Annotated in this window: 23 protein-coding genes and 2 riboswitches; of the genes, 14 read left to right on the forward strand and 9 right to left on the reverse strand. The window is 73.0% G+C overall.

Translation table 11 applies throughout. From position 1 onward, the window contains the following. The first annotated feature begins 68 nt into the window (after nucleotides 1-68). The 7 genes from ACZ2G1_RS12155 to ACZ2G1_RS12185 are packed head-to-tail and all read left to right on the forward strand — an operon-like array spanning nucleotide 69 to nucleotide 6,707. A complete protein-coding gene (locus tag ACZ2G1_RS12155) occupies nucleotides 69-2,996 on the forward strand; it encodes a DUF4040 family protein (RefSeq protein WP_470376862.1) in 2,928 nt (975 codons plus the stop codon). After that, the gene (locus tag ACZ2G1_RS12160) at nucleotides 2,996-3,442 is read left to right on the forward strand and encodes a sodium:proton antiporter (RefSeq protein ID WP_052132767.1); all 447 of its coding nucleotides are present in this window, start codon (nucleotides 2,996-2,998) and stop codon (nucleotides 3,440-3,442) included. Before ACZ2G1_RS12155 ends, ACZ2G1_RS12160 begins: the two co-directional genes overlap by 1 nt. Beyond that, on the forward strand, nucleotides 3,439-4,944 hold the full coding sequence (locus ACZ2G1_RS12165; protein WP_035924319.1) for a monovalent cation/H+ antiporter subunit D family protein: 1,506 nt from the start codon (nucleotides 3,439-3,441) through the stop codon (nucleotides 4,942-4,944). Before ACZ2G1_RS12160 ends, ACZ2G1_RS12165 begins: the two co-directional genes overlap by 4 nt. Next, the gene (locus ACZ2G1_RS12170) at nucleotides 4,941-5,360 is read left to right on the forward strand and encodes a Na+/H+ antiporter subunit E (protein ID WP_470376863.1); all 420 of its coding nucleotides are present in this window, start codon (nucleotides 4,941-4,943) and stop codon (nucleotides 5,358-5,360) included. Before ACZ2G1_RS12165 ends, ACZ2G1_RS12170 begins: the two co-directional genes overlap by 4 nt. Further along, nucleotides 5,357-5,614 carry a monovalent cation/H+ antiporter complex subunit F gene (locus ACZ2G1_RS12175; protein WP_017831717.1) on the forward strand — a complete coding sequence of 86 codons (258 nt, stop codon included), beginning with the start codon at nucleotides 5,357-5,359 and terminating at the stop codon, nucleotides 5,612-5,614. Before ACZ2G1_RS12170 ends, ACZ2G1_RS12175 begins: the two co-directional genes overlap by 4 nt. Nucleotides 5,615-5,616: 2 nt before the next feature. Further along, a complete protein-coding gene (mnhG, locus tag ACZ2G1_RS12180) occupies nucleotides 5,617-6,012 on the forward strand; it encodes a monovalent cation/H(+) antiporter subunit G (RefSeq protein ID WP_237740394.1) in 396 nt (131 codons plus the stop codon). Further along, complete coding sequence (locus ACZ2G1_RS12185) at nucleotides 6,009-6,707, forward strand: MOSC domain-containing protein (protein WP_470376864.1); 699 nt, start codon at nucleotides 6,009-6,011, stop codon at nucleotides 6,705-6,707. The genes mnhG and ACZ2G1_RS12185 overlap by 4 nt, the downstream gene beginning before the upstream one ends. Here ACZ2G1_RS12185 and ACZ2G1_RS12190 read toward each other — a convergent pair. Beyond that, nucleotides 6,700-7,380 (reverse strand): hypothetical protein, encoded by a 681-nt coding sequence (locus tag ACZ2G1_RS12190; RefSeq protein WP_148669345.1) that lies wholly within the window; start codon nucleotides 7,378-7,380, stop codon nucleotides 6,700-6,702. The two genes, ACZ2G1_RS12185 and ACZ2G1_RS12190, sit on opposite strands and share 8 nt — an antisense overlap. Before the next feature lie 73 nt (nucleotides 7,381-7,453). Here ACZ2G1_RS12190 and ACZ2G1_RS12195 point away from each other — a divergent pair, with 73 nt between their 5' ends. From ACZ2G1_RS12195 to ACZ2G1_RS12210, 4 genes are all read left to right on the forward strand, one after another. Next, the gene (locus tag ACZ2G1_RS12195; protein ID WP_017831721.1) at nucleotides 7,454-7,942 is read left to right on the forward strand and encodes a MarR family winged helix-turn-helix transcriptional regulator; all 489 of its coding nucleotides are present in this window, start codon (nucleotides 7,454-7,456) and stop codon (nucleotides 7,940-7,942) included. 61 nt (nucleotides 7,943-8,003) lie between these two features. Next, nucleotides 8,004-8,495: a DoxX family protein gene (locus tag ACZ2G1_RS12200; RefSeq protein ID WP_470376865.1), complete on the forward strand. Its 492-nt coding sequence runs from the start codon at nucleotides 8,004-8,006 to the stop codon at nucleotides 8,493-8,495. Between the two features lie 259 nt (nucleotides 8,496-8,754). Further along, complete coding sequence (locus ACZ2G1_RS12205) at nucleotides 8,755-10,602, forward strand: ABC transporter ATP-binding protein (RefSeq protein ID WP_470377729.1); 1,848 nt, start codon at nucleotides 8,755-8,757, stop codon at nucleotides 10,600-10,602. A gap of 3 nt (nucleotides 10,603-10,605) precedes the next feature. Further along, on the forward strand, nucleotides 10,606-11,175 hold the full coding sequence (locus ACZ2G1_RS12210) for a DUF421 domain-containing protein (protein WP_017831724.1): 570 nt from the start codon (nucleotides 10,606-10,608) through the stop codon (nucleotides 11,173-11,175). Nucleotides 11,176-11,190: 15 nt separating this feature from the next. Here the strand turns inward: ACZ2G1_RS12210 and ACZ2G1_RS12215 are convergent, their stop codons facing one another. Beyond that, nucleotides 11,191-12,198, reverse strand: coding sequence for an AsnC family transcriptional regulator (locus tag ACZ2G1_RS12215; protein WP_470376866.1), 1,008 nt, complete (start codon nucleotides 12,196-12,198; stop codon nucleotides 11,191-11,193). Nucleotides 12,199-12,360: 162 nt separating this feature from the next. On the opposite strand from ACZ2G1_RS12215, the gene ACZ2G1_RS12220 reads away from it, so the two are divergent. From ACZ2G1_RS12220 to ACZ2G1_RS12230, 3 genes are read left to right on the forward strand one after another with little or no spacing between them, the layout of a single operon-like run. Beyond that, the gene (locus ACZ2G1_RS12220) at nucleotides 12,361-13,116 is read left to right on the forward strand and encodes a DUF5058 family protein (RefSeq protein WP_017831726.1); all 756 of its coding nucleotides are present in this window, start codon (nucleotides 12,361-12,363) and stop codon (nucleotides 13,114-13,116) included. Nucleotides 13,117-13,174: 58 nt separating this feature from the next. After that, a complete protein-coding gene (locus ACZ2G1_RS12225) occupies nucleotides 13,175-13,927 on the forward strand; it encodes a hypothetical protein (RefSeq protein ID WP_035924306.1) in 753 nt (250 codons plus the stop codon). 28 nt (nucleotides 13,928-13,955) lie between these two features. After that, on the forward strand, nucleotides 13,956-15,182 hold the full coding sequence (locus ACZ2G1_RS12230) for an amidohydrolase (protein ID WP_470376867.1): 1,227 nt from the start codon (nucleotides 13,956-13,958) through the stop codon (nucleotides 15,180-15,182). Between the two features lie 25 nt (nucleotides 15,183-15,207). Here the strand turns inward: ACZ2G1_RS12230 and ACZ2G1_RS12235 are convergent, their stop codons facing one another. From ACZ2G1_RS12235 to ACZ2G1_RS12265, 7 genes are all read right to left on the reverse strand, one after another. Beyond that, nucleotides 15,208-16,302 carry an SDR family oxidoreductase gene (locus tag ACZ2G1_RS12235; protein ID WP_095650017.1) on the reverse strand — a complete coding sequence of 365 codons (1,095 nt, stop codon included), beginning with the start codon at nucleotides 16,300-16,302 and terminating at the stop codon, nucleotides 15,208-15,210. 91 nt (nucleotides 16,303-16,393) lie between these two features. After that, entirely contained in the window at nucleotides 16,394-17,824 is a 1,431-nt protein-coding gene (locus tag ACZ2G1_RS12240; protein WP_470376868.1) for an L-serine ammonia-lyase, read from the reverse strand. Between the two features lie 173 nt (nucleotides 17,825-17,997). Then, the gene (gcvH, locus tag ACZ2G1_RS12245) at nucleotides 17,998-18,375 is read right to left on the reverse strand and encodes a glycine cleavage system protein GcvH (RefSeq protein WP_035924297.1); all 378 of its coding nucleotides are present in this window, start codon (nucleotides 18,373-18,375) and stop codon (nucleotides 17,998-18,000) included. A 67-nt stretch (nucleotides 18,376-18,442) separates the two neighbouring features. Further along, nucleotides 18,443-19,564 carry a glycine cleavage system aminomethyltransferase GcvT gene (gene gcvT, locus ACZ2G1_RS12250; protein WP_109221596.1) on the reverse strand — a complete coding sequence of 374 codons (1,122 nt, stop codon included), beginning with the start codon at nucleotides 19,562-19,564 and terminating at the stop codon, nucleotides 18,443-18,445. A 31-nt stretch (nucleotides 19,565-19,595) separates the two neighbouring features. Next, the gene (gene gcvP / locus ACZ2G1_RS12255; protein WP_017831733.1) at nucleotides 19,596-22,466 is read right to left on the reverse strand and encodes an aminomethyl-transferring glycine dehydrogenase; all 2,871 of its coding nucleotides are present in this window, start codon (nucleotides 22,464-22,466) and stop codon (nucleotides 19,596-19,598) included. A gap of 50 nt (nucleotides 22,467-22,516) precedes the next feature. After that, nucleotides 22,517-22,617, reverse strand: a riboswitch (glycine riboswitch). Then, nucleotides 22,618-22,720: riboswitch (glycine riboswitch) on the reverse strand. 108 nt (nucleotides 22,721-22,828) lie between these two features. Next, entirely contained in the window at nucleotides 22,829-23,065 is a 237-nt protein-coding gene (locus ACZ2G1_RS12260) for a DUF6953 family protein (protein WP_017831734.1), read from the reverse strand. A 49-nt stretch (nucleotides 23,066-23,114) separates the two neighbouring features. Then, nucleotides 23,115-23,642 carry a 2'-5' RNA ligase family protein gene (locus ACZ2G1_RS12265; RefSeq protein ID WP_017831735.1) on the reverse strand — a complete coding sequence of 176 codons (528 nt, stop codon included), beginning with the start codon at nucleotides 23,640-23,642 and terminating at the stop codon, nucleotides 23,115-23,117. Nucleotides 23,643-23,730 lie beyond the last annotated feature (88 nt).

Raw genomic sequence — 23,730 nt, forward strand, 5'->3', positions numbered from 1 at the left:
GGTGCGGCCGGTCAGTCGACGGCCGAGTCCACCTCGTTCCCATCCCACCGACCGGACGGTTGCCAGGCGTGTCCCTCCTGATCATTCTTGCTCTCACCACCCTGCTGTGCCCTGCGGCGGCCGTCCTGGGCCGCCGGGCGGGCCGTGACGCCGGCTGGCCGCTCGCCGCGGGCCTCCTCGTGCTCGCCGGTGCGCTGGTCGCGGTGTGGAACGGCCGGGGGGACGCCGACGCGGTCTCCCAGCAGATCCCGTGGATGCCGACCCTGGGCGTGACCTTCCACCTGCGGCTCGACGGGCTCGGGCTGTTCTTCGGCCTCATCGTGCTGGTCATCGGCGCGGTGGTCATCGGCTACTCGGCCCGCTACCTCGCCAAGGGCTCGCACAGCGCCTTCTACACCCTGATGACGTTCTTCGCCGCGGCGATGCTCGGGCTGGTCCTGGCCGACGACGTGGTCCTGCTGTTCGTGATGTGGGAGTTCACCACGCTGTGCTCCTTCCTGCTCATCGCCCGCTCCGGCCCGCACGCCAAGGACCCGGCGATCCGGACCTTCCTGGTGACCATGGCCGGCGGGCTGTGCCTGCTCGCCGCGGTGGTCGCGATGTGGGTGGCCACCGGCACCACGCGCCTCAGCGACATCCTCGTCGACGACGTGTGGTCCACGTCCCCCGGGCTCGCCGCGTTCGTCGCGGTGCTGATCGCCCTCGCCGCCTTCACCAAGTCCGCGCAGTTCCCCTTCCACGCCTGGCTGCCCGACGCCATGGTCGCGATCACCCCCGTGAGCGCCTACCTGCACGCGGCGGCCATGGTGAAGGCCGGCATCTACCTCATGCTGCGCTTCTCCACAGCCCTCAGCGAGGTGCCGGTGTGGAACGTCCTGCTGATCTCCGTGGGCCTGTTCACCGCCCTGATGGGGGCGGTGTTCGCGCTGCAGCGCAACGACCTCAAGGAGCTGCTCGCCTACTCCACCGTGAGCCAGCTGGGCTTCCTGACGGCGACCATCGGCATCGGCACCTCCTACGCGGTGGTGGGGGCCGTGGTGCACGTGGCGGCCCACGCGCTGTTCAAGTCGGCGCTGTTCATGTCCCTGGGGGTCGTCGACCACCAGGCCGGCAGCCGGGACATCCGCAAGCTCTCCGGGCTGGCGCGGACGATGCCCGTCACGGCCGTCGTGATGACGCTGGCGGCGGTCTCCATGGCCGGGGTCGTCCCGCTGTTCGGGTTCGTCTCCAAGGAGGCCATGTTCAAGGCCATGGCGGAGAGCCCGGCGCCCACCGCGGCGGTGTGGCTCGTGGGCGCCGTGGCGGTCCTGGCCGCGTCCTTCACCTTCGCCTACTCGGCACGGATGATCATCACGATCTTCCCCGGCCGCCCCGCCCAGGACCCGCCGAAGGAGGCCTCCGCGGCCTTCCTGGCGCCCGTGGCCCTGGTCTCCGTGGCCGGTCTGGTGCTGGGACTGGGGGGCGTGCTGGCCGAGCCGCTGCTCGGTGCCGCCTCCGCCGCCGTGGCCGGGCCCGACGCCGAGCCCCACCTGGGGCTGTGGCACGGCCTCGCCCCCGAGCTGTACATGTCCGTGGCGGTCTTCACCCTGGGCACGATCCTGGTGCTCGCCCGGAGGAGCGTGGACCGGCTCCTGGACCGGGAGCTGTCGCCCATCACCGGGGTGGGCACGGTCGAGGCGCTGCGCGGCGGCTCCGTCGCCCTGGGCGCGTGGATCGGCGGCCTCACCCGCGCCGACGCCCCCTACCGGCACCTGGTCCCGCCCGTGGTCGTGCTGGTGGCGCTGACGGTCGTCGGCGTGTTCACGGTCGACGTCCCGCCGCTGCACGGGGACGTGACGCGCCCCCTGGACTGGGTCCTGCTCGGCGTGGTCCTGGTCGGGGTGCTCCTGGCCCTGGGCGTGCGCAGCCGGATCGCCCTCGTGACGATCATCGGCGTGGTGGGCTTCGCGGTCGCGCTGTGGTTCTACGAGCTCGGCGCCGCGGACGTGGCGCTGACCCAGCTGCTGGTCGAGATCCTCACCGTGGTGGTGATCGTCCTGCTGCTCAACCGCCTGCCCTCCACCTTCCACCGGACCGGGAAGCGGCGGTCGACCACGGCGGCCGTCGTCGCGGTCCTCGCGGGCACCTCCGCCGCCGTGGCCACGTGGGCGCTCACCGGCCGGCGCGGGCTCTCGGACGCGGGCCAGTACTTCCTCGCGGAGGCCAAGACGGAGACCGGCGGGTCGAACGTGGTGAACACGATCCTCGTGGACTTCCGCGCCCTGGACACCCTCGGTGAGCTCACCGTCCTGGGCGTGGCCGGCATCGCGATCGTCGTGGCCCTGGAGTCGCGGGGGCTGCTGCCCAAGCTGCACAGCCCCATCACGGAGCCGCCCGGGTCGCCGATCAGCGACGCCGGGGACAACACCATGGTCCTGCGGGTCACCGAGCGCCTGCTCGGGCCGGTCATCGTGGTCCTGTCCCTCTTCTTCCTGCTCCGTGGGCACTACCAGCCCGGCGGCGGGTTCATCGCGGCCCTCATCGGTGCCGCGGGCATCTCCCTGGTCTATCTCTCGGCGCAGGACGACCGGGTCAGCCGGCTCGGCGTGCCCTACGTGAAGCTCATCGGCGCCGGGGTCGCCGTGGCGGTGGTCGTGGGCCTCCTGGGCCTGGCCGAGGGCTCGTTCCTGCGCGCCCTGCACTTCGACGTGTTCGGGGTCGCGATCACCACGGCGTTGTTCTTCGACGTCGGCGTGTACCTGGCGGTGGTCGGCGTGATCCTGGCCGCGGTCAGCCGTCTCGGCGTGGAGGAGAAGGAACCACCGCCCCTGCGGCGGGTGGGCTCCACCGCGGTGGACGGTCCCGCCCCCCGCCCGACCCCCACCACGGACGAGCCGCACCACCCCAGCACGGCGCCCATGGACCTCAGCAGCATCCGGGTCCTCGACCGGAGTTCCGGACGGCCTTCCGGGGCGTCCGCCGAGCACCCCGACCGACCCCGAGGAGACGATTCCTGATGGCACTCGCACTGACCGTGGGCGTGCTCATCGGAGGCGGCGTGTTCATGATGCTGCGACGTGGCATGGTCCGCCTGATCATCGGCTTCGCCCTCCTCAGCCACGGGGTGAACCTGCTGATCATGTCCACCGGCGGCATCGACCGCCGCGGTGAGCCCCTCGGTTACTCCCCGGATCCGGCGACCACGGCGGACGCCCTGCCGCAGGCCTTCGTGCTGACGGCGATCGTCATCGCGTTCGCCATCACCATGTACATGCTCGTGCTCGCCGTGACCGGCGACGAGGACGACGACACCGATCTCGAGCTCACCGGCCGGGAGATGGAGACCCCTGACCTGATGGACGACCCCGCAGACAGCGCCGCGACGCACGGTGACGCCCCCACGGACCCGGATCCGGTGGGCACCCGCCCCGAGCGGCGCCCGGGGCGGGGTGGTCGCGCATGAGCGCGGACCTGATCCCGTTCTTCGTCATCGTCCCGCTGCTGGCCGCCGGTCTGCTGGTGCTCGCCGGCGGCTCCGGGCGGATCGGCAAGGCGGGGCTGCTCGCCGTCCTCGGGGCGGACGTGGTGTGGGCCGTGTGGCTCGTGGCCACCCTCCTGGACGGCGGCACCGTGCTGGCCCACCGGATCAGCGGCTGGCCCGCCGGCATCGCCATCCCCTTCGCGGCCGATCTGTTCACCGCCCTCATGCTCACCGCGACCGGCTTCGTGACCCTGGTCAGCTCCTGGTTCGGGGTGGTCTCGGGGCAGGCGGAGAAGCGCTACTTCGGCCCCCTGGTGCTCGTGCTCACGGCCGGCTTCAACGGAGCCCTGCTCACGGCGGACCTGTTCAACCTGTTCGTGTTCATCGAGGTCATGCTCGTGCCGTCCTACGCGCTGATCATCCTGGCCCACCGCGGCCGGGGACGGCTGATGCAGGTCACGTCCTCGCGGATCTACGTGAGCGTCAACCTGCTGGCCTCCACGATCTTCCTCGCGGGGGTGGGGCTCGTCTACGGCACGGCCGGCACCGTGAACCTCGCCGAGCTGGCGGGCCGGGCCGCGGAGTCCACCGCCGTGGCCGTGTCGGTCGCCGTTGCTCTCACCGCCCTGGCCGTGAAGGCGGCGGTGGTCCCCGTGCACGGGTGGCTGGCGCGCACCTACCCCTTCATGTCGCCCACCGTCACCGCCCTGTTCTCGGGGCTGCACACGAAGATCGCGGTCTACGCGATCTACCGGATCTACGCCGTGATCTTCGACGGCGCGGAGCAGTACCTGTGGATCGGGCTGGTGGTCTTCACCGTCTCGATGGTGGTCGGTGTGCTCGGCGCCGTGGGGGAGCGGGACGCGCGGGCGATCCTCGCCTACTCCACCGTGAGCCAGATCGGCTACATCCTGCTGGGCGTCGCCCTGTTCGGGGCCGCCGGACTCACCGCGGGCATCTTCTTCCTGCTGCACCACACGGTGGTGAAGGTGTCCCTGTTCCTGTCCACCGGTGCGGTGGAGATCGCCTACGGGCGGCAGCCGCTGGGCGAGGTCACGGGACTGCTGCGGCGGGAGCCGCTCACCGCCGTGGTGTTCTTCGCCGCCGCCATGTCCCTGACCGGCATCCCGCCGTTCTCGGGGTTCGTGGCCAAGCTGGCGCTGATCCTGGCCGCGTTCGAGGAGCAGCAGGTCGTGGTGGCCCTCGTGGCGGTCGGCGTCAGCCTGTTCACGCTCCTGTACCTGCTCAAGATCTGGGGGAAGATGTTCCTGGGGAATCCGGAGGACTCGTCGAGCGAGGTCGTCGCCGCGGTCGGCACGAAGGAGCGCCGCATCCCGGTGGGCCTCATCGCACCGGCCCTCGTCCTGGCGGTCGTCACCCTCGTCCTCGGTGTGGGCGGTGAGCTGCTGCTGGGCGTCGCCGCCACGGCGGCGGACGGGCTCGTGGACACCAGCGCGTTCGTGGAGGCGGTGGTGAACTCGTGAAGTGGTTGACCTGGCCGCTGCGCCTGATCGGCTTCCTGCTCTGGTACGCCTGGGAGCTGGTCCTCTCCAACGCCGCGGTGACCCGCGACGTGCTCACCCCGGGCCAGGGGTCCTCGCCCATCGTGGTCCGCTACCGGACCCGGTGCCGCAGCGAGTTCGAGACGGTCCTGCTCAGCGTGCTCATCACCCTGACCCCGGGGACGCTGACCCTGGCCACCGTGGCCCGGCCCCGGGAGGATGCGGACCAGCTCGCGTCCGACGGGGGCGCGGGGGACGACGGGGCCGCCGGCACGGAGGAGTACGACATCTTCGTGCACGCCATGTACTCGGACGGACCGCAGGACGCCCGGTCGGGCCTGCGAGAGATGGAGACCCACATGCTGAACGGCATCCGACCGGGAGGGGGACCCCGATGATCGGCATCCTCTTCGGCGTGCTGGTGCTCGCCGCCTCCGTCCTCGTCGCGGGGGTGCGGATGTTCCGCGGCCCCAACGACGCCAACCGGGCCATCGCCGCGGACCTGCTGTTCTCCTCCGTGGTGGGGCTCATCGCCCTGTTCGGCGTGCTGGCGATGAGCCCTCCGGTCTTCGACCTGGTCCTCATCGCGACTCTCGTGGGCTTCCTGGCGACCCTGTCCCTGGCACGCGCACTGACCAAGGGAAGGCGGTGACCGTGGACTTCGACCCGATCATGCACGACACCCTGTGGATGAGCGTGGTGGGACAGGCGTTCATCGTCCTGGGCTCGCTGATCTTCCTCAGCGCCACGGTGGGGATCACCCGGTTCCCCGACCTCTACACCCGGTCCTCGGCGGTCGCCACGGCCACGGGCCTCGGCGTCTCGTTCGTCCTCACCGGGGCGTTCTTCTTCCTGCCCGGCGTGGAGAACGCGGTGAAGCTGATCGTCGCGGTGGTCCTGCAACTGGTGACCTCGGCCGTGGGCAGCATGGCGCTGGCCCGCTCCGGGTACCTCATCGGCTCCGCGGTCTACTCCCCGACCCACCACAACGAGCTGGAGGAGCGCACCGAGGACGAGGCCGGCCGCCCCGGCGAGGACGTCCGGCCGTGACCGGACGCGTGCACAGCGTCAACGTGGGACGCTCCGGGGTCAATCCCGCCCGGCCGAACCGCGCCACCGGCATCCGCAAGCGCCCCGTGGACGGACCGGTGGAGGTCCGCGACCCGGGCCCCCGCAGGGGTGGTGTCGGCTCTGGCCTGGCCGGGGACTTCATCGGGGACGGCAAGTACCACGGCGGCACGGACCAGGCGGTGTACGCGTTCGCGCGCGAGGAGCTGGACTTCTGGGCGCAGGAGCTGGGGCGGGAGATCCCCGACGGCTCCTTCGGGGAGAACCTCACGCTCTCGGGCGTCGACGTCGACGACGCGCGGCTGGGCGACGTCTGGCGCATCGGCGGGGTGCTGCTGCAGGTCACGGACGCCCGCATCCCCTGCGGCACGTTCCGCGCGAGCATGGAGGTGCGCGGCTGGCTGCGCCGCTTCACGGAGCGGGGCCGCTCCGGGGCCTATCTCAAGGTCCTGGAGCCGGGCACGCTGCGGGCCGGTCTGCCGGTCGAGCTCGTCCGCCGCGCCGGGCACGGGGTGGGCGTGGCGGACGCCTTCCGGGCCCAGACCACGGAGCGGCACCGGATGCCGGAGCTGCTCCGGGCGGGGGAGGACCTGTGCGAGCAGCTCCGGCTGCGGGTCGAGAAGGAGCAGCGGGCGGCCGGCCGGCGCGACGGCCGAGCCGCCACCGCCCTCAGTTGAGGGCTGCGCCCCGGTAGACCTGCGCGACCTGCTCCTCGGAGAGCCGGGTGTCGATCACGGTGGTGCCCTCCGGGTCGTCGCGCAGGAAACGGACGGGCCCGTGCGAGCCGGTCTCCAGGAGGAGCGCGGCGTCGGCGTCGTAGAGGGCCTCCACGGAGGTGCTGAAGCGCTCCCCCCGCACCGGGGTCACGGACAGCTCGAGCCGGGCGCGGACGCGGCCGCCGCCGGTCGCCGCGTCCGCCGCCGTGCTCCCGTCCGTGCGCCCGGCGGCGGACGCGTCCTGGGCGACCGGCTCGAGGGCGATCTCCCGGACGACGCCCACGCCGTGCTCCACGACGTTCGCCAGGCGGGCGCCCAGCCGGCCCTGCGCGGTGCTGAAGGCGCGCTTGAGCCGGGCCGTCCACCACAGGGCCGTGGCCACCAGCACCACGGCGACGAGGGCGAGGTAGAGCACCGAGCCGGACCGGGACCACTGCTGCCACAGCAGGACCACGGCGAGCGCGGTCAGCACCGGGACCACCAGCAGCAGCGACGTGCCCAGGCGCTCGCCCAGGGAGGGGCGGTCGGGCGCCCCGTCCTCGCCGGGGGCGGTGCGCAGCCGCCGCATGACCTGGACGTCGAAGTCGCGGTCGTCCGCGGGTACGGGCCGGGGCCAGGTGCCGAGGGAGTCCATGGGTTCCATTATGGGGCGCGCTCGGCGGACGCGTTCCCATGAGGCGTCAAGGACCGGCTCGTAGAATCGGGCCATGACCGAGACCCGATGGCTGTCCCCCGAGGAGCGCGAGGCCTGGCTGGCGCTCGTCTCCATCATGTTCACGCTGCCCGGCAGCATCGAGTCCCAGCTGCAGGCGGAGGCGGACCTCAGCCTGGCCGAGTACCTGGTGCTCGCGATGCTCTCGGAGGCCCCCGACCGGCGCCGGCGCATGTCGGACCTCGCGGCGGCCACCAACACCTCCCAGTCCCGGTTGTCCCGGATCGTCGCGCGTCTCGAGCGGGACGGCCTGGTGGTGCGCGCCGGCGGGGAGCAGGACAAGCGGGTGGTGCTCGCGGAGATCACCGACCGCGGCCTGGAGCGGGTCCAGCAGGTGGCCCCGGGGCACGTGGAGCACGTCCGGCGGACGGTGATCGACCGGCTGACGCCGGTGCAGGTCCAGCAGCTCGCGCTGATCGGCCGCATGGTCGACGACGCCGCGGCCGGCCCCACGGCCCGGGGACTGGCCTCGGACCAGCCGTGACACCGGGCCCCCTCTGCCCAAAAGCTTGACACGGAAAGTATCTGCCCCCTATTGTGGTGACATGTCCACAACACAGGTGCCGCAGCGCACGTCCTCCGTCCGTTCCTCCGCCCCCACCGTCCCCACCGCCGACTCCTCGGCCGCGACCCTCGGACTCACCGTCCTGCGCGTCGTCCTCGGCACCACGTTCCTCCTGCACGGCTGGCAGAAGGTCACCGAGTGGACCGTCGCCGGCACCCAGGCCTCCTTCGCCCAGATGGGCGTCCCGGCGGCCGAGCTCGCCGCGCCCCTCGCGGCCGTCCTCGAGCTCGTGGGCGGGCTGATGCTCCTCCTGGGTCTCGGCACCCGCGTGGTCGCCGCCCTGCTCGCCCTGACCATGCTGGGCGCCCTCGTGCTGGTGCACCTTCCCGCGGGCTTCTTCGCCGCCGACGGCGGGGTCGAGCTCGTCCTGCTCCTCGCCGCCGCGTCCGTCCTCTTCGTCCTGGCCGGTGCCGGCCGCTGGTCGCTGGACCACCTGGTCGCGGCGCGGCGCCGCGGGTCCGCCCGGGCCTGACCCCTTCCCTCCGACGTCCCGGCTGCTCCGCCGCGCCGGAGCGACCCGCCCCCGACCGCAGCACCCTGCGGCGCGGGGGCCCGTCGTCGTCCGGCGTTCCGTCGGCGGGCCGCGGCGGGCGGGCGCGGACGTGTCGGCGCGGCCGCGTAAAATCAGTGGCGGCGCGGCGCGCATGACCACCACGGTGCCGCGTCTGGTGCAGCGCGGGCGATCCCCGCAGATCGGGGTTGGCCGCATGAGCATGCAGAACTCGCCGTACATGGTGCTGTGGCGCACCGTCCAGGGTCAGGACGTCAAGGACCGGAAGATCGACCGGGGCACGCTCCGGCGCATCGTCGTCTTCGCGCGCCCGCACAAGACCAGGCTCACGGTGTTCCTGGTGATCTCGGTGCTCACGGCGCTGCTGGGCGTGGTCACCCCGATCCTGGCCGGCGACGTGGTCCGTGCGATCAACGCCGGGGACGCGGTCTCCGTGGTCGTCTGGCTCGCGGTGGCCATCGCCGCCGTGGCGGTCGTGGACGCGGGGCTGAGCATCCTCAACCGGTGGCTCTCCTCCCTGATCGGCGAGGGGCTCATCCTGGACCTGCGCACCGCCGTCTACGACCACGTGCAGCGGATGCCGATCGCCTTCTTCACCCGCACGCGCACCGGGGCCCTGGTCTCCCGGCTCAACAACGACGTCATCGGCGCCCAGCGGGCGTTCTCCAACACGCTCTCCGGCGTGGTGAGCAACATCGTCTCCCTGATCCTGACCGTCGTCGTCATGGTCTCGATCTCGTGGCAGGTCACCGCGCTGTCCGTGCTTCTGCTGCCGATCTTCCTGGTCCCGGCCCGGGCCATGGGCGGGCGCCTGGCGAACCTCCAGCGGGAGGCGGCCCAGCACAACGCGTCCATGTCCACGCAGATGACCGAACGGTTCTCCGCCGGCGGCGCCACCCTGGTCAAGCTCTTCGGCCGGCCCGACGCCGAGGCCGCCGAGTTCGCCCGCCGTGCCGGCCGCGTCCGGGACATCGGCGTGCGGGTGGCGATGCTGCAGACCGTGTTCGTCACGGCCCTGACGCTGGTCTCGGCGCTCGCCCTGGCGCTCGTCTACGGGCTCGGCGGCGCGCAGGCGATCCTCGGCAACCTGGACGCCGGCGCGGTCGTGACCCTCGCCCTGCTCCTCACCCGGCTGTACACCCCGCTGACCATGCTCGCGAACGCCCGGATGGACGTCATGAGCGCCGTGGTGAGCTTCGAGCGGGTCTTCGAGATCCTCGACCTCGTCCCCCTGATCCAGGAGCGGCCCGGGGCCCGGTCGCTGCCCGCCGGGCCCGCGTCGGTGGAGTTCGACGACGTCCGGTTCGCCTACCCCTCCGCCGAGGAGGTCTCGCTCGCCTCGCTCGAGGACGTCGCGGTGCTCGACACCCGGGGCGGCGAGGAGGTGCTGCACGGCGTGGGCTTCACCGTCCTGCCGGGGCAGACGGTGGCCCTCGTGGGGTCCTCCGGCGCGGGCAAGTCGACGATCGCCCAGCTCGTGGCCCGGCTCTACGACGTCACCTCGGGGGCCGTCCGGATCGGGGGCACGGACGTGCGGGACGCCACCTTCGCCTCGCTGCGGGAGACCATCGGGATGGTGACCCAGGACGGGCACCTGTTCCACGAGTCGATCCGGGACAACCTCGCCCTGGTGAAGCCGGAGGCCACGGACGAGCAGCTGTGGGACGCCCTGGCCCGGGCCCGCATGGAACACGTGATCCGTGCCCTCCCGGACGGGCTGGACACCGTGGTGGGCGAGCGCGGCTACCGGCTCTCCGGCGGCGAGCGGCAGCGGCTGACCATCGCCCGCCTGCTGCTCGCGGCCCCGCGCGTGGTGATCCTCGACGAGGCCACCTCGGCGCTGGACTCCACCAACGAGGCCTACGTCCAGGCGGCACTGGGCGAGGCGATGGATGGGCGCACCGCCCTGGTCATCGCCCACCGGCTCTCGACCATCCGCTCCGCCGACCAGATCCTGGTGGTCGAGGACGGCCGGATCGTGGAGCGGGGCCGGCACGCCGAGCTCCTCGCCGTGAGCGGGCGCTACGCGGAGCTCTACGAGACGCAGTTCGCGGACCAGGAGGTCTGACCGGTGCTCGACGACGCCGTGGCGCGCCTCGGCGTGGACGCCCCGGGGGCGCTGGCGGTGGTGGCCTCGGCCGTGGGGATCTACCTGGCGTTCCTGCTCATGGTGCGGGTCCTCGGGCAGCGCGTGCTGTCCCGGCTGTCGACCTTCGACGCGGTCGTGGTGGTCATGCTCGGTGCCGTGGCCGGGCGCGCGGTCCTGGGGGACACGCCCACGCTCGCCGCGGGCGTGCTGGGGCTCGGCACGCTGTTCGCGCTCGAGGCGGGCTTCGGCCGGCTCCGCGCGGGGATCCGCGTGTCGGCGCTGATGAACAACCGGGCCGTGCTGCTGATGGCCGGCGAACGGGTGCTGGAGGCCAACCTCCGCCGGGTCCACGTGGTGGAGTCCGAGCTCTTCGGCGCGCTGCGGGGCGCCGGGGTGCGCAGCCCCGACGAGGTCGCGTGCGTGGTCTTCGAGGCCGCCGGCACGATCAGCGTCCTCCGGCGCGGCACGCCGGTCGACCCCCGGCTGCTCGAGGGCGTCCGGGACGCCCACCTGGTCCCGGCGGACCTCCTGCGGGAGCCGGGCCGGGGCTGAGGACCGCGCACGGCGTCACGGGGTGGCCCGACCGAGCTCGGTCACCACCTCGCCGGTCGCGGTCGAGTCGTCGCGCAGCATCCAGCCCATGCGCTTGTGGGTCCGCACCCCCACGTCGGACTCGACCACCTGGACCCCCGGCGCGGCGGCCTGCAGCTCCGCCTCCACGTCGAAGATGTCCCCGGGGGTGCGCAGCCAGAGCAGGAAGGTGAGGTTGGTGTCGCCCGTGGTCGAGGCGCACAGGCGCAGCGTCCGGTGGGAGCGCAGGCAGCGCACGGCCGCCTCGAGCTGCGCCGGCGGCACCCGGACGTACCACTGGCAGGACACCGGGTAGCCGGAGTGCTGCTGGGCCAGTTCGCAGCGGAGAGCCACGAGGCCGGTCTCGAGCGCCTGGCGCAGGTGCCGGGCCGCCGTCGTCGGGTGGGTCCCGGTCGCGGCGGCGATCTGCGCGGCGGTGGCCCGCCCGTCGGCCTGGAGCACGGCCGTCATCTCCTCGAGGTGGGCGGGGGCGGCGCCGTGCGGGCGGTGCGCCTCCGAGCGCAGGGCGCTCACGCGGCGCTGCTGCTCCGGGGACAGCACGTCCAGGCGCCAGTTGCTGCCGATGGCGTGGAGTCGGGTGGCCACCGTGAGCTGGGCCCGCAGGATCGCCGGATCGGCGCGCACCAGCGGCAGCACGTCCCGGGTCATCTGCTCCCAGCTGCGGGTGAGGACGGTGAGCCGGACGTCCCAGGCGCGCGCGGACTCCTCCACGGTGCCGACCTCCGGGACGGCGCACAGCCGCTCCAGCACCTCCGCCCGGCGGCCCGGGCGGCACTCGAGGCCGATGAAGGTGGCGCAGCCCTGCGTGCCGGAGGTGCCCAGGTGGGCGGTGACCCAGCTGCGGCCGTCGGCCCGGAGCCGGTCCCAGCGGGCGGCCAGCGTGGTGGGGTGGCGGCCGAGCGCGGCCCCCAGCTGGGTCCAGGACGCCCGCGGCGCGATCTGCAGGGCGTGCACGAGCTCGAGGTCCTCCGGGGGCAGCTCCATGCTCATTCCTTCGGTCGACAGTGCGTTTGGTGCAGTTTATCGAAGATGTCCGGTGACAGTGATTGGCGTCACGTCACGCTCGGAGCAGAGATCCGCCGGCGACGGACTCCTCGTGGCCCCGCCTCTCGTTCCCCGCCGATCCGACCACCTCCGGGAGTTCCCATGAACCTGCGCACCGCTGTTGACGGCGCCTCCACCGACATCCTGTCCGTGGCCAACCTGCCCGTGCTGTGGATCTGCGCCCTCGGCGTCTTCGCCGTCATCGTCGTGCAGACCGTCATCTACGTCCGGGCTGCCCGTGTGGCGGCCCCCGCCGCCGGGGTGAGCCCGGCGGAGCTGAGGACCTCCTTCCGCGCCGGGGCGGTCTCGGCGATCGGGCCGTCCCTGGCCGTGGCCCTGGTGGCCGTCGCGCTGCTGACCGTCTTCGGCGCTCCCGCCGTGCTGGTGCGGATCGGGCTGATCGGGTCGGTGTCCTTCGAGACCGGTGCGGCCAGCATCGCCGCGGGAACCATGGGGGCCGACCTGGGCGGCCCGACGTACACGCAGGGCGTCTTCGCCGTGGCGTTCATGGCGATGAGCCTGGGCGGGGCGATGTGGATGCTCGCCACGCTGGTCCTCACCCCGCTGCTCAAGCGCGGCGACGTCAGCCTGCGCAAGGTCAACCCCGCCGTGATGACCGTGGTCCCCGGGGCGGCCCTGCTCGGGGCGTTCTTCGCCCTCGGGCTCGGGGAGCTGCCGAAGTCGGGCAACCACGTGGTGGCCTTCCTCGCCTCCGCGGCCGTGATGGCGGTGTGCCTGGGCATCGCCAAGGCCCTCCGGGCGCAGTGGATCCGCGAGTGGGCGCTGGGCATCGCCATCCTGACCGCGCTGGTCGTCACCTACGCCACCGTCGGCGCCGGTGTCTTCCCGACCGCCTGAGACCGTCCCCGAGCCCGTGCCCGAGACCGTGCGTCAGACCCACCGAAGGACTTCTGCCATGACCACCGTGAACCCCGCCGCCGTCCCCGCCCTGGAGCAGTTCGACGCGACCACCGCCCGCTGGGGCCGGCTGACGATGATTGCCGGGCTGCTCTTCGCCCTGGCCGGCCCCGCCTACCTCGTGCTCTTCTCCGGCCTGGACGTGGACCAGGCCCGGATCTGGACCGCCCTGCTGGCCATCGCCGGCACCTTCGGGGTGCTCTGGATCGTGGAGCCGCTGACCTACTACCCGATCCTGGGCCAGGCCTCGATGTACCAGGCCTTCATGATCGGCAACATCTCCAACAAGCTGCTGCCCTCGGCGCTGATCGCCCAGTCCGCCATCGGCGCGAAGCCCGGCACCCGCCGCGGGGAGCTGGCGGCGGTGATGGCCATCAGCGGAGCGGCCATGGTGCACCTGGTCTCGCTGCTCGTCCTGGTCGGTCTCCTGGGCTCCTGGCTGGTGAGCGTCGTGCCCGCCGACGTCGTCGCCGTGGTCCAGACCTACATCCTGCCCTCGGTGCTGGGCGCGGTGCTCGTGCAGGCCGTCGTCTCGACCCGCAACCTGCGGATGACGGTGACCGCCGGCGTCGTCGCCGCGGCCGTCGTGTTCCTGCTGGTGCCGACCGTGCCCACCCTGGCGTTCTTCGGCACCGCCATCGCGGTGATCGCCACCGCTGTGCTGGCATGGTTCCTGCGCGACAGGTCGGCCGAGGCCGATCCCGTCGCGCCCCAGCCGGAGGCCTCCTCCGACGACCTCCGCATCGGCTAGCACCGTTCTCCCGAAAGGACCCCGCACCATGAGCACCACCACGGACCTCCAGCTGACCGACGACCTGCGCCGGCGGATGCACCTGCTGTACCGCGAGCTGCACGCCCACCCGGAGCTGTCCATGCAGGAGCACGCCACCGCAGCCCTGCTCGAGCAGCGGCTCACCGCCCTGGGCATCGAGAACTTCCGCTGCGGCGGCACCGGGGTGGTCGGGGTGCTGCGCAACGGGGACGGGCCCACGGTGGCCTTCCGCGCCGACACCGACGGCCTGCCCCTGGCCGAGGACACCGGTCTAGACTACGCCAGCACCGCCACCGGGCGGTTGGAGGACGGCACCGAGGTCCCCGTGATGCACGGGTGCGGCCACGACACGCACATGACCGCCCTGCTGACGGCCGCCGAGCTGCTGGCCGGCGCGCGGGAGGCCTGGGCCGGGACCGTGGTGCTGATCTTCCAGCCCGGGGAGGAGACCGCCGCCGGCGCCCGGGCGATGCTCGAGGACGGGCTGTGGGCGCGGGCGCCGCTGCCGGAGGTCGTCCTCGGCCAGCACGTGATGCCCTCCCGGGCCGGCACGGTCAGCTGGGCTGCGGGGGACGTCATGGCGATGGCCGACTCCTGGCGGGTCACCGTCCACGGCAAGGGGGCCCACGCGTCCCAGCCGCAGGACGCCACCGACCCGATCGTGCTCGGGGCGCACATGATCACCCGGATCCAGACCATCGTCTCCCGAGAGATCGACGCGCGCCGGGCCGCGGTGGTCACCGTGGCGACCTTCCACGGCGGGCTCAAGGAGAACATCATCCCGGCCTCGGCCGAGTTCACGCTCAACGTGCGCACCTTCGACCCCGCCGTCCGGGACCACGTCCTGGGCGCGCTGCGGCGCATCATCGCCGCGGAGGCGGCGGCCTCGGGGGCCCCGGAGCCCACCATCGAGGAGCTCTCGACCTTCCCCCGCAACTACAACGACCCGGCGGCCACCGCTGCTCTCGTCGAGCGCTTCCGCGAGGTGCTGGGGGAGGACAACGTGGTGGAGGTCGAACCGATGATGGGCTCGGAGGACTTCGGGGCCCTCGGCGCGGCGATCGGGGTGCCCTCGGTGTTCTGGATGTTCGGCGGCCACGACGGAGCCGTCCTCGAGGGGGAGGGACCCGTGCCGGTGAACCACTCGCCGTTCTTCGCCCCGGCGATCGAGCCGACGCTCTCCACCGGGGTGCGGACCGCCCTCACCGCGATCCTCTCCCGCGTGGGCGGCTGACCCCTCCCGGGTCCCTGTCTGGGGGTCAGGGGATGATGTGCTCGGCCCGGTAGCGGTCGAAGAGGCCGGTGAAGCAGTCCCGGGTGCGGCGGTAGCCGGTGAACCCGGCCAGCCGGCTCTTGCTCATGTCGGCGACCACCTCGATGGGCCGGCCGAGGTCGGCGTCGGTGTGCCACCAGGAGGCCACGCGGGCGAGGTCGGGCTCCGCGAGCCCGTGCTCGGCGACGATCCGGGCCCAGACGTCCTCGGCGCCGCGCATCTGCTGCTCCAGCGGCCGCGGTGCGTCCTGGTAGCCCTCCCACTCGAGTCCGAACCAGTCGGCCAGCGCCGGCCACATCCGGCGCCAGCGGAAGACGTCGCCGTTGACCACGTTGTAGGCCTCGTTGCCGGCGGCCTCCTCGGTGGCGGCCCAGACCATGTGCTCGGCCAGCAGGGACCCGTCGGTCATGTCGGTCAGGCTGTTCCACTGGACCTCGGAGCCGGGGAACACGAACGGGCGGCCCGTCTCCCGGCAGATCGCCGCCTGCGCGGCCAGGGTCAGCCCCATGTTCATGGCGTTGCCCACCGCGTGGCCGATGACCGTGTGCGCCCGGTGCACGGACCAGCGGAAGCCCTGGCGGCCGGCGGCCGCCCAGAGCTCGTCCTCCTGGGCGTAGTAGAAGTTCTCCACCGGCAGGCGCGGCTCCTCCTCGAGAAAGGGGGTGTCGGGCATGTCCCCCTTGCCGTAGGCCTCGAAGGGGCCCAGGTAGTGCTTGAGCCCGGTCATCAGCGCCACGTGCTCCACCGGGGCGTGGGCCAGGGCGGCCAGGAGGTTGCGGACCATCCCGGCGTTGACCTCGATGTTCTCCTTCTCGGTGTTCTGGCGGGACCAGGCGGTGAAGAACACGTGCGTGGGCCGCTCCCCGGCCAGGGCCGCGGCCAGGCTCTCCGGGGAGCGGAGGTCGGCGCCGAGGTGCCGGGCCGAGCTGCCGGGGACGGGGTTGCGGGAGAGGGCGAGCACGTCCCAGTCCTCGGTGCGGGTCAGCTGCTCGACGATCGCCGAACCGGCGATGCCGCTGGCCCCCACCACCAGGGCGGTGGGACGCTGCGGGGAACGGGTGTCCTGGGCGGGGGCTGTCACGGTGCGGTCTCGTCTCCTCGGTGGGTGCCAACGCTGCTCGCCGGTCCGCACGGACAGGACCGTCCGGGCCGACGGGTTCAGCGTCTCACGGTCAGCACTCCACGACGTTCACGGCGAGTCCGCCCAGGGCGGTCTCCTTGTACTTGTGGCTCATGTCCCTGCCGGTCTCGCGCATGGTCACGATGACCTCGTCGAGGCTGACCCGGTGGGTGCCGTCGCCCCACATCGCCATCTTGGCGGCGTTGATCGCCTTGGCCGCGGCGATCGCGTTGCGCTCGATGCAGGGGATCTGCACCAGTCCGCCGATGGGGTCGCAGGTCAGCCCGAGGTTGTGCTCCATGGCGATCTCCGCGGCGTTCTCCACCTGGGCCGGGGTCCCGTCCAGGACCTCGGCGAGGCCGGCGGCGGCCATCGAGGAGGCGGAGCCGACCTCGCCCTGGCACCCCACCTCGGCCCCGGAGATCGAGGCCTGCTCCTTGTAGAGCACCCCGACCGCCCCGGCCGTGAGCAGGAAGCGGACCACGATGTCCCGCCGGGCGGCCGCGAGCGCCTCGGGGCCCTCCGCGGCGGCGGCGCGGGCGGCGGGGGAGTAGTGGGTGGCGTAGAACAGCACCGCCGGGATGATGCCGGCCGCCCCGTTGGTGGGGGCGGTGACCACGCGTCCGCCGGAGGCGTTCTCCTCGTTGACCGCCAGGGCCACGAGGTTCACCCACTCCGGCCAGAAGCCCGGGTCCCGGTCCGGGTCCTCGGTGCGCAGGCGCCGGTGCCACTCGGGGGCGCGGCGGGCCACGTTCAGCCCGCCCGGCAGCGGGCCGGTGCGCCGGAGGCTGGAGTCCTTGCACTCCTCCATCACGGTCCAGATGTGCAGCAGCTGCTGCCGGATCTCGTCCTCGTCGCGCCAGGTCCGCTCGTTGGCCAGCATCACCCCGCTGATCGGCAGGCCGGTGCGCTCGCAGTGGGCCAGCAGCTGTGCGGCGGTGCGGAAGTGGTGGGGCACCTGGGCGCTGGCGGCGTCCAGCTCGGCCGCGGCGGCGCCCTCCTGGCCCTCGCGGACGATGAAGCCGCCGCCCACGGAGAACCAGGTCTCGTCGGCCAGCACGGCGCCGGAGGCGTCCAGGGCCTGGAAGCGCATGCCGTTGGTGTGCCGCTCCAGGACGGTCAGCGGGTGCTGCACCATGTCCTCGACCCGGTAGGGGAGGTCCTTGCGCTGCCCGAGGGCCGCGCACAGCCGCAGCGTCCCGGTCTCGGCGAGGTCGGCGAGCCGCTCGTCCACCTCGGCGGGCAGCACGGTCTCGGGGTCGTAGCCCTCCAGGCCGAGCAGGATCGCGGTGAAGGTGCCGTGGCCCCGGCCGGTCGCGGCCAGCGACCCGTAGACGTCCACGCGCAGGTCCGCGGTGAGCTCCAGCAGCCCGTCCCCGGTCAGGGTCTCGGCGAAGCGCCGTGCGGCGCGCATGGGGCCGACGGTGTGGGAGCTCGAGGGGCCGATGCCCACGGTGAACAGTTCGAAGACGCTGATGGCCATGACGGTGATGCTCCAAAGGAGGTGGTGCCCCGGTGCGGGGCGGTGGTGGGTGGAACGGTCGTGGTGCGGGCCGGGACCCGGCCCGCACCACGGTCCTCGACGGTACCCGGGCGCGGCCGGTGCTCAGCCCTCGCCCAGGGTCCCGACGTCCTGCTGCGCTCGTGGGGGCGTGCTCAGGCCTGGTCCTCCTGGGCCTGCTCGTACTGCTCCGCGGTGAGCAGCTCGCCCTCGTCGGTGACCTCCACGGTGAACAGCCAGCCGTCCCCGTACGGGTCGGAGTTCACCAGCCCGGGCTCGTCGACGACGGCCGCGTTGACGTCCACCACCGTGCCGGAGACCGGGGCGAAGAGCTCGGAGACGGACTTGGTGGACTCCACCTCGCCGCAGACCTCGCCGGCGGTCACGGTGGAACCGGCCTCGGGCAGGTCGAGGTAGACGACGTCGCCGAGGGCGTCGACGGCGACCGCGGACAGGCCGACCTTCACGGGGGAGGACTCGTCCACCCACTCGTGCTCGGCGGAGTAGCGCAGGTGGGACGGGATGTTGCTCATGATCGAGAACCTTTCAGCAGGAGGGGAGGACGACTGGTGGTGGAAGGGGCTGCCGGAGCCGGCCGGGTCACTGCCCGCGCTGGTAGAACGGCAGGGACACGACCTCGAACGGGACCGGCTTGCCGCGCAGGTCGACCTGCACCTCGGTGCCGGGCTCGGCGTGCGCGTTGTCGACGTAGGCCATGGCGATGGGGTAGCCCAGGGTCGGGCTGAGCGCCCCCGAGGTGACCTCGCCGACGACCTCGCCGTCCACGCTGATCGGGTAGTGGCCGCGGGCCGCGCGCCGGCCCTCGCCCCGCAGACCGACCAGCTTGCGGTCCGTCCCGGCGCCCCTGCGGGCCTCCAGGGCCGTGCGGCCCACGAAGTCCTCCTCCTTCTTGAAGGAGACGACCGGGCCGAGACCGGCCTCGTAGGGGGTGAGGTCCAGGGTGAGCTCCTGGCCGTAGAGCGGCATCCCGGCCTCCAGGCGCAGGGAGTCGCGGCAGGCGAGGCCGCAGGGGACGAGCCCGTGGCCCTGCCCGGCCTCCAGGAGCTTCCGCCACAGGGACACCGCCTGGGCGTCGGGCACGTAGAGCTCGAACCCGTCCTCCCCGGTGTAGCCGGTGCGGGCGAGCAGCACGTCGGTCCCGGCGACGGTGACCGGCGCGGCCGAGTAGTACTTCAGCTCGGCGACCAGCTCCTGCTGCTCGGCGGGGACGAGCTCCTGCAGGATCGCCTGCGCGGCGGGGCCCTGGACGGCGACCAGCGAGGTGTCGGCGGACTCGTCGGCCACGGTGACGTCGAAGCCGGCGGCCCGCTCCTGGAGGGCGGCGAGCACGGTCGGCGCGTTGCCGGCGTTGGGCACCACCAGGTACTCCTGCTCGGCCAGCCGATAGCTGATCAGGTCGTCGATGATCCCGCCCTCGGGGGTGCAGATGAGGGAGTACTTGGCCCGGCCCACGGCGATGGCGGCGAGGTTGCCCACCAGGGCCGTGTTCAGGAAGGCCGCCGCGTCCGGGCCGGTCACCCGGATCTCCCCCATGTGGGAGAGGTCGAACAGACCGGCGGCGGTGCGCACGGCGCGGTGCTCGGCCAGCTCTGAGCCGTACTTCAGGGGCATGTCCCAGCCGCCGAAGTCGGTGAAGGACGCCCCCAGCGCGGCGTGCTCGTCGTGCAGGGCGGTGTGGCGGGAGGTGGTGCTGACGCTCATGTCGTGCCTTTCGTGGCGGTGCGGTGCCGGATCAGTTCTCGAAGGCCTCGGGGGCCGGGCAGGAGCAGATCAGGTTGCGGTCCCCGGCGGCGCCGTCGATGCGGCCCACCGGCGGGAAGTACTTGTCCTGGCGCAGCTCCGGGACGGGGAAGGCGCCCTGCTCGCGGGGATAGCGGCGGTCCCAGTCGCTCGCGGCCACGACCTCGGCGGTGTGCGGGGCGTGGCGCAGGGGGCTGTCCTCGGCGCTGAGCTCACCGCGGGCGACCTGCTCGATCTCCTCGCGGATGGTGGTCATCGCGGTGATGAACCGGTCGATCTCGGCGAGGTCCTCGGACTCGGTCGGCTCGACCATCAGCGTCCCGGCCACCGGGAAGGAGAGGGTCGGGGCGTGGAACCCGAAGTCGATCAGCCGCTTGGCCACGTCCTCGGCGGTCACCTTGGTGCGGGCCGTGAGCGGTCGCAGGTCCAGGATGCACTCGTGGGCGACCAGCCCGTTGTTGCCGGTGTAGAGCACCGGGTAGTGCTCGTCGAGCGCGGCGGCGACGTAGTTCGCCGTCAGGAGCGCGGTCTGCGTGGCCCGGGTGAGGCCGTCGCCGCCCATCATCGCGATGTAGGCCCAGGAGATCGGCAGCACGCCGGCCGAGCCGAACATCGTGGCGGAGATCGGCGCGCCGGACTCCCCGTCCGCCTCGGCGCGGGTGGCGTCGCCGGGCAGGAAGGGGGCCAGGTGCGCGGCCACCGCCACGGGGCCCACGCCGGGCCCGCCGCCGCCGTGCGGGATGCAGAAGGTCTTGTGCAGGTTCAGGTGGGAGACGTCCCCGCCGAACTTCCCCGGCTGGGCCAGCCCGACCAGGGCGTTGAGGTTGGCCCCGTCGAGGTACACCTGCCCGCCGGCGGCGTGGACGGCGTCGCAGACCTGGCGCACGTCGGCGTCGTAGACCCCGTGGGTGGAGGGGTACGTGATCATGATGGCGGCCAGCTGGTCGCGGTGGGCCTCGATCTTCGCCTCGAGGTCGGCGTGGTCGATCGTGCCGTCGGTGGCCGTCTTCACCACGACGACCTTCATGCCGGCCAGGACCGCGGAGGCGGCGTTGGTGCCGTGGGCCGAGGCGGGGATGAGGCACACGGTGCGCTGCTCCTCGCCGCGGGACCGGTGGTAGCCGCGGATGGCCAGCAGGCCCGCCAGCTCGCCCTGGGAACCGGCGTTGGGCTGGAGGGACACGGCCGCGTAGCCGGTGATCTCCTCCAGGCGGCCCTCCAGGTCGGCGATCAGCTCGCGCCAGCCGGTGGTCTGGTGGGCCGGGGCCAGCGGGTGGATCGAGGCGAACTCGGGCCAGCTCATGGCCGCCATCTCGGCGGTGGCGTTGAGCTTCATGGTGCAGGAGCCCAGCGGGATCATCGTCCGGTCCAGGGCCAGGTCCCGGTTCTCCAGGCGCCGCAGGTAGCGCAGCATCTGCGTCTCGGAGCGGTGGGTGGAGAACACCGGGTGGGTGAGGAACTCCGTGGTGCGCCGCAGCCCGGCGTCCAGCTCCGGGCCGCGCGGCCCGGCGGCGACCGCCGCGGCGGCGTCCGCCACGCCGAAGGCCTCGGCGACGAGCACGAGGTGCTGCTCCGTGGTCGCCTCGTCGCAGGAGATCCCCACGTGGTCGGCGTCGACGAGCCGCAGGTTCACGCCGCGGCCCTCGGCCGCGCGGACCACCTGCTCCGCCCGGCCGGGGACCCGCACGGTGAGGGTGTCGAAGAACTGCTCCGCGACGAGCTCGTGGCCGGCGCCCTGCAGCACGGTGGCCAGGGTGCGGGCGAGGCCGTGCACGCGCCGGGCGATGGCCTTCAGCCCCTCCGGGCCGTGGTAGACGGCGTACATGCCGGCCACGACGGCCAGCAGCGCCTGAGCGGTGCAGATGTTGGAGGTGGCCTTCTCCCGGCGGATGTGCTGCTCGCGCGTCTGCAGCGCCAGGCGGTAGGCGGCCCGTCCCGTGGCGTCCTTGGAGACGCCCACCAGGCGGCCGGGCAGGTTGCGCTCCAGGCCGGAGCGCACCGCCATGTAGGCGGCGTGCGGGCCGCCGAAGAACAGCGGGACCCCGAAGCGCTGGGAGGAGCCCACCGCGATGTCCGCGCCCTGCTCGCCGGGCGGGGTGATCAGGGTCAGGGCCAGCAGGTCGGCCGCGACCGTGACCATCGCCCCGCGCTCCTTGGCCTCGGCGATCACCGCGGCGTGGTCGACGACCCGCCCGGAGACCCCGGGCTGCTGCAGGACCACGCCGGTGATCTCGCCCTCGGGCAGGCCCGCCGTCAGATCGGCGACCTGCACGGCGAAGCCCAGCGCCTCGGCGCGGGCCAGCACCACGGCCAGGGTCTGCGGCAGGATGTCGGCGTCGACCACGATCGCGCCGTTGCCGCGGGCCTTGTTGGCCCGGCGCATCAGGAGCACGGCCTCGACCACCGCCGTGGCCTCGTCCAGCAGCGAGGCGTTGGCCACCGGCAGCCCCGTGAGGTCGGAGACCATGGTCTGGAAGTTCAGCAGCGCCTCGAGGCGGCCCTGGGAGATCTCGGGCTGGTAGGGGGTGTAGGCGGTGTACCAGCCCGGGGACTCCAGCACGTTGCGCAGGATCACCGGGGGCGTGTGGGTGTCGTAGTAGCCCTGCCCGATCATCTGCACGGCCGTGGTGTTGCGGTCCGCGAAGGCGCGCAGCTGCTCGAGCACCTCCTGCTCGCTGAGCGCCGCGGGCAGGTCCAGAGGGGTGTTCTGCCGGATGTCGGCGGGCACGGCGGCGTCCGCCAGGTCGTCGAGGCTGGTGCGGCCCACGCGGGCGAGCATGGTCCGGACGGCGTCGGAGCCGGCACCGATGTGCCGGTCGGCGAAGACGGTGGTCGGGGACGTGGTGGCGAGCTGGATCGTCATGAGGAACTCCCGGGTGCTGCACGCCAGGGCGGCGTGGATCGGTTCGAGTTCCTCCCCGCTCTGTCTGGGACCTGAGAGATTCCGCGGCCGTGGAGCCGCTTGCACCGTCGGTGAGTCCGGCGACGCGCGCCGGGCTGCTTTCCAGAGTTGCCGATCCGTGGTGGTACGGGGGCCTGAGAGTTTCCTGGGGAGGAATTGCTCCTACGGCGCCCGCCGGTCCGAGTGCACCGGCGGGACTCTCCCACCACAGCTCATGGGCGTCTTCTGCTCCTAGGATAGCCGGAGCCGGAAAGAGGTGTCCACCGTCACGCGGGGAACCCCGGCCGTGCCGGGGGAGCCGCCCGGCGGATCAGCCCGGCGGCTCAGCTCTTGAGGGACCAGAAGCGGCGGTCGCGGTCCCACTGCACCGTGCCGCCGTGGGCCTTGCGGAACTCCGCGAGGACCTCCTTGCTGATCCCGGTGTGCCCGTTCTCCAGGGTCCGGACCCACTCGGGGCCGAAGGTCCCGGGGATGTCCTGGACGGCCTGGTCCTGGGACAGTCGTCCCTCGGTCCGGATGCGGTCGATCATCCAGGTGGCGATGTCCTGTGCGCTCGTCATGATCCGAGCCTACGCGGCTCCGCACCCGTCGCCGGCACGGGGCCGGACCTCAGGCCAGCTGCACCACGGTGCGGGCGTCCGCGTCCCAGCGCCGCAGCGCCACGGCGCGCAGCGGCTCGGGGTGCGGGGCCAGGACGTCGAGCGCGGCGGCCACCTGCTCCGGGCGCATCCGGCGCGCCAGGGTGATGTGCGGCGTCCAGGCCCCGGGGAAGGAGGTGCGCGCCTGCCCGGGGACCGAGCCCACGGCGTCGCAGACCCGCCGGTGCAGCTCGAGCAGCTCGGGGGTGGTCACGACCTGGCGGACCACCACGTAGCCGCCCCGGCCCGGACCGAACAGCAGCACGCCCGCGCTGGTCAGCGGCAGGTCCACGAACCCGGCGGCCGCGGCGACCCGCTCGTCGACCCCCGGCACGGTCTCCGGGGCCAGGGACGGGGCGGCCACCAGGGTGATGTGGGGGCGGTTGGACTCGGAGCGGTGCCGGCCGGAGCTGGGCAGTCCCGCCTCGGCCAGCCGGTCCCAGTCCGCGCGCACGGCCGCCTCGGCGTCCTCGCCGAGCAGCAGCTCCAGGCTGTGCACCGTCCACCTCCTCGCGCGTCGGCCGGCGGTCCCGCGGGATCCGCCTCCGGTGGACGCGAGTCTAGCGGGGCGTCCGCCGTGCTTGCCT

Source organism: Kocuria sp. KKT182 (assembly GCF_055635395.1).

Bases quoted from the DNA above. Each gene is read 5' to 3' on its own strand.
- ACZ2G1_RS12160 (WP_052132767.1), top strand. From the start codon at position 2,996: ATGGCACTCGCACTGACCGTGGGCGTGCTCATCGGAGGCGGCGTGTTC.
- ACZ2G1_RS12165 (WP_035924319.1), top strand. From the start codon at position 3,439: ATGAGCGCGGACCTGATCCCGTTCTTCGTCATCGTCCCGCTGCTGGCC.
- ACZ2G1_RS12175 (WP_017831717.1), top strand. From the start codon at position 5,357: ATGATCGGCATCCTCTTCGGCGTGCTGGTGCTCGCCGCCTCCGTCCTC.
- ACZ2G1_RS12190 (WP_148669345.1), bottom strand. From the start codon at position 7,380: ATGGACTCCCTCGGCACCTGGCCCCGGCCCGTACCCGCGGACGACCGC.
- ACZ2G1_RS12195 (WP_017831721.1), top strand. From the start codon at position 7,454: ATGACCGAGACCCGATGGCTGTCCCCCGAGGAGCGCGAGGCCTGGCTG.
- ACZ2G1_RS12200 (WP_470376865.1), top strand. From the start codon at position 8,004: ATGTCCACAACACAGGTGCCGCAGCGCACGTCCTCCGTCCGTTCCTCC.
- ACZ2G1_RS12205 (WP_470377729.1), top strand. From the start codon at position 8,755: ATGGTGCTGTGGCGCACCGTCCAGGGTCAGGACGTCAAGGACCGGAAG.
- ACZ2G1_RS12215 (WP_470376866.1), bottom strand. From the start codon at position 12,198: ATGGAGCTGCCCCCGGAGGACCTCGAGCTCGTGCACGCCCTGCAGATC.
- ACZ2G1_RS12220 (WP_017831726.1), top strand. From the start codon at position 12,361: ATGAACCTGCGCACCGCTGTTGACGGCGCCTCCACCGACATCCTGTCC.
- ACZ2G1_RS12225 (WP_035924306.1), top strand. From the start codon at position 13,175: ATGACCACCGTGAACCCCGCCGCCGTCCCCGCCCTGGAGCAGTTCGAC.
- ACZ2G1_RS12230 (WP_470376867.1), top strand. From the start codon at position 13,956: ATGAGCACCACCACGGACCTCCAGCTGACCGACGACCTGCGCCGGCGG.
- ACZ2G1_RS12240 (WP_470376868.1), bottom strand. From the start codon at position 17,824: ATGGCCATCAGCGTCTTCGAACTGTTCACCGTGGGCATCGGCCCCTCG.
- gcvH (WP_035924297.1), bottom strand. From the start codon at position 18,375: ATGAGCAACATCCCGTCCCACCTGCGCTACTCCGCCGAGCACGAGTGG.
- gcvT (WP_109221596.1), bottom strand. From the start codon at position 19,564: ATGAGCGTCAGCACCACCTCCCGCCACACCGCCCTGCACGACGAGCAC.
- gcvP (WP_017831733.1), bottom strand. From the start codon at position 22,466: ATGACGATCCAGCTCGCCACCACGTCCCCGACCACCGTCTTCGCCGAC.
- ACZ2G1_RS12260 (WP_017831734.1), bottom strand. From the start codon at position 23,065: ATGACGAGCGCACAGGACATCGCCACCTGGATGATCGACCGCATCCGG.